This window comes from Stenotrophomonas sp. 2YAF22 (assembly GCF_052114665.1).
In the GTDB taxonomy this organism is placed as follows: Bacteria; Pseudomonadota; Gammaproteobacteria; order Xanthomonadales; family Xanthomonadaceae; genus Stenotrophomonas; species Stenotrophomonas indicatrix.
Map to the genome: position 1 here is coordinate 1 of NZ_JBFRFE010000136.1, position 8,073 is coordinate 8,073.

At 67.2% G+C, this 8,073-nt stretch carries 8 protein-coding genes; 3 read left to right on the forward strand and 5 right to left on the reverse strand.

What is annotated here, in order from left to right; genetic code table 11:
* From AB4Y84_RS07680 to phaR, 3 genes are all read left to right on the forward strand, one after another.
* The coding region (locus AB4Y84_RS07680) for a glutamate--tRNA ligase family protein (RefSeq protein ID WP_442249952.1) at positions 1–533 on the forward strand (533 nt) is incomplete at its 5' end.
* 17 nt (positions 534–550) lie between these two features.
* Positions 551–1,291 (forward strand): acetoacetyl-CoA reductase, encoded by a 741-nt coding sequence (gene phbB / locus AB4Y84_RS07685; RefSeq protein WP_223495807.1) that lies wholly within the window; start codon positions 551–553, stop codon positions 1,289–1,291.
* A 178-nt stretch (positions 1,292–1,469) separates the two neighbouring features.
* Positions 1,470–2,015 (forward strand): polyhydroxyalkanoate synthesis repressor PhaR, encoded by a 546-nt coding sequence (gene phaR / locus AB4Y84_RS07690; protein ID WP_223497283.1) that lies wholly within the window; start codon positions 1,470–1,472, stop codon positions 2,013–2,015.
* A gap of 81 nt (positions 2,016–2,096) precedes the next feature.
* On the opposite strand, the gene AB4Y84_RS07695 is transcribed toward phaR, so the two are convergent.
* The 5 genes from AB4Y84_RS07695 to tsaE all read right to left on the reverse strand — a co-directional run.
* Positions 2,097–3,044, reverse strand: a complete 948-nt coding sequence (locus tag AB4Y84_RS07695; RefSeq protein WP_442244054.1) for a TraB/GumN family protein — start codon at positions 3,042–3,044, stop codon at positions 2,097–2,099.
* A gap of 2 nt (positions 3,045–3,046) precedes the next feature.
* Entirely contained in the window at positions 3,047–3,976 is a 930-nt protein-coding gene (locus AB4Y84_RS07700) for a DUF1684 domain-containing protein (RefSeq protein ID WP_442244055.1), read from the reverse strand.
* A gap of 11 nt (positions 3,977–3,987) precedes the next feature.
* Entirely contained in the window at positions 3,988–5,889 is a 1,902-nt protein-coding gene (gene mutL, locus AB4Y84_RS07705) for a DNA mismatch repair endonuclease MutL (protein ID WP_394196596.1), read from the reverse strand.
* Positions 5,890–6,017: 128 nt separating this feature from the next.
* Complete coding sequence (locus tag AB4Y84_RS07710; RefSeq protein WP_442244056.1) at positions 6,018–7,595, reverse strand: N-acetylmuramoyl-L-alanine amidase; 1,578 nt, start codon at positions 7,593–7,595, stop codon at positions 6,018–6,020.
* An 82-nt stretch (positions 7,596–7,677) separates the two neighbouring features.
* Positions 7,678–8,073, reverse strand: a 396-nt coding sequence (gene tsaE, locus AB4Y84_RS07715) for a tRNA (adenosine(37)-N6)-threonylcarbamoyltransferase complex ATPase subunit type 1 TsaE (RefSeq protein WP_442249953.1), incomplete at its 5' end; no start/stop codon positions are given.

An 8,073-nucleotide genomic window follows, 5' to 3' on the forward strand; every position in this document is an offset into this window, starting at 1 on the left:
GCTTCCGCGTGCCGCCCGGCAGCATCGTGCGCTTCGAGGATGGCCTGCGCGGCCCGCAGCAACAGGATGTCCATGCCGAGGTCGGTGACTTCGTACTGCGCCGCGCCGATGGCTGCTGGGCCTACCAGTTGGCGGTGGTGGTCGATGACGCCGCGCAGGGGGTCACCGAAGTGGTACGCGGCGCCGACCTGCTCGATTCCACCGCCCGGCAGATCCTGCTGCAGCAGGCGCTGGACCTGCCGACGCCGCGCTACTGGCACCTGCCGCTGCTGCTGGATGCACCGGGCCACAAACTGTCCAAATCACTGGCGGCGATGCCGGTTGATGCCGGCGAGCCGGTACCGGTGCTGCGCCGATTATGGGAACTGCTGGGCCAGCCGACCAGCGCTCTGGAAGGCATCGACGACCGCGACGCGCTGTTGGCCGCCACCCGGCGCAGCTTCAACCCCAGCCTGTTGCCGCGCGCGGACATCCTGCTGCCGGCGGGCGCACTTTCCGCGCCGATGTTGCAGAATCCCCCTTCCCCCACCTGATATCCGGACAGCTTTCCATGACATCTCGCGTCGCACTGGTCACCGGCGGAACCGGCGGCATCGGTACCGCCATCTGCCAACGCCTGGCCGACCAGGGCCACCGCGTCGCCACCAACTACCGCGATGAGGCCAAGGCCCGCGCCTGGCAGCAGACCATGAGCGAACGCGGCTACCACGTGGCGATCTTCCCGGGCGATGTCTCCGACTCTGCCAGCGCCGAAGGCCTGATCCGCGCGGTCGAGGCCGAACTGGGCCCGGTCGAGATTCTGGTCAACAACGCCGGCATCACCCGCGACACCACCTTCCACCGCATGCGCGCGGAACAGTGGCACGATGTGATCAACACCAACCTCAATTCGGTATTCAACGTCACCCGCCCGGTCATCGAAGGCATGCGTCGACGCGGCTGGGGCCGGGTCATCCAGATCAGTTCGATCAACGGCCTGAAGGGCCAATACGGACAGGCCAACTACGCCGCCGCCAAGGCCGGCATGCATGGCTTCACCATCTCGCTGGCCCGCGAGAATGCAGGCTTCGGCATCACCGTGAACACGATCTCGCCCGGCTATGTGGCCACCGACATGGTGATGGCAGTGCCCGAGGAAGTGCGCGCCAAGATCATCGCCGACATCCCGACGGGGCGCCTGGGCAAGCCGGAAGAAATCGCCTATGGCGTGTCCTTCCTGGTAGCCGAAGAGGCCGCGTGGATCACCGGCAGCAACCTGGACATCAACGGCGGCCACCATATGGGGTGGTAAACGGCGCCAGGGCCTGAAAGCCCGTGCTGCACCCTGCCGTTGGTCATGCTGCGCAGCACGCAAAGCCTTGCTGCGCAACATTCCGGCGACGGAAAGCCAAGCCTGGCGGGGGCTGGGGCGGTTGCAACCGCTGCTGCACTGCGCCATGCTGCGCGTCTACTGTGACGAGTACCGCTTCATGGCTGCGACCCGCATCATCAAGAAGTATCCGAACCGCCGTCTGTACGACACCGAGATCTCCAGCTACATCACCATCGAGGACGTGCGTCAGCTGATCCTCGACGGCGAAGACTTCGAAGTCCGCGACGCCAAGAGCGGCGACGACCTGACCCGATCGGTCCTGCTGCAGATCATCGCCGACCAGGAGCAGGACGGTGAACCGATGCTCTCCACCCAGCTGCTGAGCCAGCTGATCCGCTTCTACGGCGATTCCCTGCAGGGCTTCATGGGCAACTACCTGGAGCGCAGCATGCAGGTCTTCCTCGACCAGCAGCAGCAGTTCCGCCAGCAGATGGGCAACCTGCTGGGGCAGACGCCGTGGGCGATGATGAACCAGCTGACCGAGCGCAACCTGGAGTTGTGGCAGGAGTTCCAGCGCAACATGGGCAGCGGTTTCGGTGGCCCGCGTCCGGGTGGCACCGGAACGGGCACCGGCACCGGCGCGGCCGGCAAGCCGAGCGACCCCACCAGTGGCGCGGGGACCGGCGGCAAGACCCGCCGCTGAGGCGATCGGCCCGGCTGATACAAAAACGGCGCGCCATGGGCGCGCCGTTTTGTTTTCAACGCCGCCATGCGTGGCGTGGATCTACGGACGTTTCGCCTTGCATGCCGAGCACACCCGCTCGACCTTGTAGCCCTTCGCGCGCAGCTTCTCGACCACGCCGTCGCCGCCCAGCAGGTGCAGGCCGCCCACCACCACCAGCGTGCCGCCCTGCCCGGCCTGCAGGTACGGCAGCAGCTTGGGCACCCACGCGTCGTTGCGATCGGTATTGATGCGCTGGTACAGCTGCGGATACTTCTGGCGCATCTCCACGCCCATCCGGTTCCACAGCAGGCGATCGTCGCCGCGGCGCCAGGCCTCATGCAGCATCTGCGCCTGGCCATCGCCCTTGCCCGCTTCGTCCAGCGCCTCGGACAGCATCTGCCGCTGCTCCTGCACGCTCATGCCATCCAGCAGGTTGATCTGACTGGACATGTCTTCCAGGCCTGCGGTCTTCTTGCCCGCCTTCTGCGCCCGCTGCATGAAATGCCGGTCCAGTCCCAGCTCAGGGTCCAGGCCCAGCTTCTGCATCTGCGCCACGGTGATGGTCAAACCGACAAACCACGCTTTCATGCCCTGCAACTGGGCCAACGGCAGTTTGTTCTGCGTCGCATAGGTCTGCAGCTTCTGCCAGGTCGGCGCATCCAGGTCACGCTTCAGCTCGCTGCCATCCTTGCGGATAGCGACCTGCATCATCTGGCTGGCCATCTGCGGCGATTGCAGTTCCTCTGGCGTCACCTCGAACAGCACGCGCTGCGAGGCTTCAAAGGCCTGCTCGACGTCGGTCGACAGCGGATAGTCCTGCGGCTTCAACAGATGGAAGGAGCCCAGCAGGTACAGGCGTGCATCTCCCTGCCCGGTGACCTTCCACAGCAGCGGCACCGGCGGCTTGCCGGCCGTGGCTTCGGCCGGCGCATCCCGCGCGACGGCCAACGGACCGGCGGCGCAGGCAGCGAGAAAAACGGCACTGCGCAACAACAGTTTCATCAACATGTTCAGCCCTCTCCTTCAGGCAGGTGATACGCCTTCTCACCCGCTTCCACGCGCAGATCCAGGCGGTTCTCCGGCGGCGCCAACGGGCAGGTCGCATAAGCGGTGAACGCGCACGGTGGGTTGTGGGCGTGGTTGAAGTCGATCGCCACGTGGCCGTCGGCGGTGGGCGCATCGGTATCCAGATAGCGGCCGGCAGGATAGCTGCCGTGGCCACTGGTACGGTCGGCAAAGATCAGGAACAGCGGCTGCCCCGGCTCGCCGATCGCTTCCAGCCGCCAGCTGCGGCCGTCACGATCGAATTCCACGGCACCGGCGTTGGGCATCTCGGTGGTCAGGCCGGTGATGTCCACGATCGGCAGGGTCTTGCCTGGTGGATGGGCGATGAAGCGCGCCTGCACCTGCCATTGCGGGCCACCGGGCCAGTACTGCAGGCCGGCGAAATCGCGGCGCGCGGGTGCATCGGCATGCTTGACCCGCAGCGCATCGCGCGGGCCGCGACGGATCAGGCTGAGCTGGCCTTTGCCACCATCGAAGGCCAGCAGGGTCGGCTGCGGATCCTTGTCGGTATCCATGCGGACACGCCCGCGCACAGGCTGTCCGTCGAGGGTGACATCCGTGCCGGACTCCGGCGTGAACCACCACTGGTCACCTTCACGGCGCAGCAGCCCCAGCCTGGCCGGCCCCACCGCCAGGCGGATGCCGCTGGTGGCGCCACTGCCGACAAAGTGCGATCGGTTCTGCAACCAGTGCAGGCCGACCAATGCGGTCCACCCATCGGCCCGGGTCAGGTCCTGGTAACGCAGTACCCGCCATTGCTGTTGCTGCGCGGCGAATGCCGGATCCTCAACGACGGCTGGCGCCGGCGTCGATGCCGGGCTGCAGGCCGCCAGCAACAGGGCCGCCATCAGGCCGCCCATTCCCCAAAATCGCATCGGTGCTCCCCTCAACGTCCGCGCAGGAACCAGCGGTCGATTTCCGCCAGCGAAAAACGGGCCCAGGTCGGTCGGCCATGGTTGCACTGGCCGGACCTTTCAGTGATTTCCATGTCGCGCAGCAGCGCGTTCATTTCCGGCACGGTCAGGCGCCGGTTGGCACGCACTGCACCATGGCAGGCCATGGTCGACAGCAGCTCATCGCGCGCAGTAGCGATGCGACGGCTCTGGCCGTGCTCGCGCAGGTCGGTCARCACATCGCGCAGCAGGCCTTCGGGYTCGGCATGGGCCAGCAGCGCCGGGATGCTGCGCACGTGCAGCGCGCCCGGTCCGGCGCGGGTGATCTCGAACCCGAGGGCGGCCAGCGTATCGGCCTCCGCTTCAGCGGTGTCGGCTTCGCGCTCGCCCACCGCCAGGGTGATCGGCACCAGCAACGGCTGCGACTGCAGGCCGATGCCATCGTGCGCATTCTTCAACCGCTCGTAGCCGATGCGTTCGTGCGCCGCATGCATGTCGACCACGATCAGGCCTTCAGCGTTCTCGGCCAGGATGTAGATGCCATGCAGCTGGGCAACGGCGTAGCCCAGCGGCGGCACCCCGGCGTCGGCACTGGTGACCGGCAGTCCGTTCTCCATCGGCATCGGCGGTAGTGCCGCACCGCGCTCGGCACCCGCAGGCGATGCATACAACGCAGCATAGGCAGCGGGTGCGTCGGCCACCTGCAGGCCCAGCGGCTGCTGGGGTCGCCAACCGGAAAAGCCACCACTTCCGCCCTGCCCCGCGCCGGGTGCCGGACCGCGCACGTAGCCGAAGCTGGAGGCCGTGGCCCCCGGCATCGCAGATGCGCTGCCGCCCTCGGCCGGAGGCACCGCGCCTGCACCGATCTCCTGCGCGCTCATGCCGGCACGGGTGTCTGCCAGCGCATCCTTCAAGGTGCGGTAGACGAAGTCATGCACCAATCGCGAGTCACGGAAGCGCACCTCATGCTTGGCCGGATGCACGTTCACATCGACGCGCGTCGGGTCCAGCTCCAGGAACAGCACATACGCTGGCTGGCGGCCGTGATACAGCACGTCGCCGTAGGCCATCTTCACTGCATGGGCGACACTGCGGTCACGTACCGAACGTCCGTTGACGTACAGGTACTGCTGATCGGTGCTGGCGCGCGAATAATGCGGCTGCGCGATCCAGCCATGCAGGCGCAGGCCGGCACTGCTGTGGTCCACGCGCACGGCCTGGCTGGCGAAGTCTTCGCCCAGGGTCTCGGCCAGGCGCACGTCCGAATACAGGTCGCCCGGCTTGTAGCGACGCGAGGCCTTGCCGTTGTGCGAGACACGCAGCTCGACATCGGGACGGGCCAGCGCCAACGAACGCAGCCACTCTTCGATATGCCCCAGTTCGGTGCGCTCGGCGCGCAGGAATTTGCGCCGCGCCGGCACGTTGTAGAACAACTCGCGCACTTCCACCGTGGTGCCCGGCGCATGCGCGCGCGGGGTCACCTCGCCGATCTTCCCACCTTCGATCTGCAGTGCCGAACCGTGCTCATCATGGGCACGGCGCGAGGACAGGGTGAAACGGCTGACCGAAGCGATCGACGGCAGCGCTTCGCCACGGAAACCCAGCGTGGCCACCGCTTCCAGTTCATCCAGGTTGGCGATCTTGCTGGTGGCGTGCCGCGAAACCGCCAGCGGCAACTGCTCTGCGGCAATGCCGCTGCCGTTGTCGCGGATGCGGATCAGGCGCACACCGCCTTCTTCCAGCTCGATATCGACGCGGCTGGCGCCGGCATCGATCGCGTTCTCAACCAGTTCCTTGACCACCGATGCGGGTCGTTCGACCACTTCACCGGCGGCAATCTGGTTGATCAGGATTTCCGGCAACGGCCGGATCGGACGCGGATCGGGCGCGTTCATGGGCAGGCAAGGCAGGCAGACGTCATGCCACGATGATAGCGGAGCGGCGCCAGGTAGAGTCGAGATCCACCGTACGCGGCGCCAACCAGGCGTGGCCTGGCTCTAGCGGAAGCGGGCGATCCAGCGCCTTACTTGCTGCCGCCCGCCACGGTGCTTGCGGCGTCGATCTCGGCCTGCGCGCGTGCGGCGTACAACGTCCCCGGCGGCGGTTGGCGGCTGAAGAACGTGTGCACGCCGTCCAGCACCGCGCCGGCGACCTTGCGCTGGTAGGCCGGGTCGATCAGGCGGCGCTCTTCATCCGGGTTGGAGATGAACGCGGTTTCCACCAGCATCGCCGGCATGTCCGAGGTGCGCAGCACCGCGAAGTTGGCGCGCTCGATGTTCGGCTTGTGGTTGTTGCCGATCCGCTTCAGGCCGCCCAGCACGTGCCCGGCTGCGTCCTCGGAGGATTTCATGTAACCGCTCTGGGCCAGGTCCAGCAGGACGTTGGCCAGCGTGCCTTCGGTCTGCTGCAGGCGCACGCCACCGACCAGATCGGCCGCGTTTTCCTTGTCCGCCAGCCAGCGCGCACGCTGCGAAGACGCGCCCTTGGTCGACAGCACGTACACCGACGAACCGGTGGCCGAGCGGTTCTCGGCTGCGTCGGCATGGATCGAAATAAAGATGTCGGCCTTGTTCGCACGCGCCTTCTGCGCACGCATCGGCAGCGGGATGAACACATCGCTGTCGCGGGTGAGGAAGGCTTTCAGGCCAGGCGTGGCGTTGACCTGGCGAGCCAGTTCACGCGCCACCGCCAGGGTGACATCCTTCTCGCGCTTGCCGGTCGGGCCGATGGCGCCCGGATCCTGACCGCCGTGGCCCGGATCGATCGCCACCACCAGGTGACGCATGCCCGGCTGCATGCGGATGCGCGAGGCATCGCTGGGCATGGTCGGACGCGGCGACTCGGTCGGCGCAACAGGTGTCGGCACCGGCTTCGGCTGGGTGGCCACAACTGCAGTGGTGGCCTGACCAGCCAGGATGGCTGCCGGCGACGACGTCGGGGTGCTGCTGGCGGTGGTGCCYGCTGCCGCCATCTGCACCGGGGTGGTGCTCGGCGCCGGGGTCGGCGCGGCGGGTGCCGCAGCRCTGGCACTGGCCTGCTGCTGGACCTGCGCGGTCAACAGCGCAGTGGCTCGCGCGGCATCACCACGGGACTGTGCGGTTTGTGCCGGGGTCGGGCCCGGGACCGCAGCCGGACTCACCGAAGATGCCGCTGGCGGCTGCGTCGGTGCAGGCGTCACTGCGGGGCGACTGGCGGCCACGGCCGGGCCATCGCCCGGCCACTCGATCACCAGCTTGGATTCATTGCCTTCGCGCTGCATCTGCGGGCGGAAGGGGGCGACCGTCTCGGCCAGGTCGAATACGACACGGAAAGTGCCCGGCACCGGCTGCCCGGTCCGCACCGCAGTCACCACGCCCTGCGGCGAAGGCATCTTCAGGTTGCGCACCGCGCTGGAATCGGGGAAATCGACCACCAGCCGGTTCGGGCCGGCCAGCGACAGGGTCTTGTAGCCACCACTGCCGACCAGCGCGATTTCCGCACGGGTTCCGGTCGCACCGGTATTGAGCAGCACTTGGCGGACCTCACCGGCCCACGCACTGACGCTCGCCAGACCAAGTCCGACGGCGGCACAGATGGTAATGAGTCGATTCCCCGGGCGCATGACTCAGGATTCAATCACCGCACTGAACGGAATGCAACACCTTTTTCCTTAATAATCCGTAACCTGCCGGTGTTTGTTCTCGTCAGCCGACAGAAAGGGCCTGCAAGTCGCCACCTTCGGGAAGCCGCTGCAGCCATTCACGTCCCGTGTCGCTGATGCCAGTGAGACGCACGCGACGCCCCTGACCCTCGATCTCCAGTGCGACCACCAGATCGGTTGGCGGCAGCGCACCGGCACCGCGCTCTGGCCATTCGACCAGCCACAGCACGGCACTGCCCTCGTCCAGCCCGAGGAAATCCAGCTCGCCGGCCTGGCCGATGCGATACAGGTCCATGTGCCAAGCCTCGCCGCCACTGGACAACGGATAGCGCTCGACCAGGGTATAGGTGGGGCTGCGGATCGCCCCCTGCACGCCCAGCGCCCGCAACAGCGCGCGCGCCGTGGTCGATTTGCCGGCGCCAAGATCACCGCGCAGCTC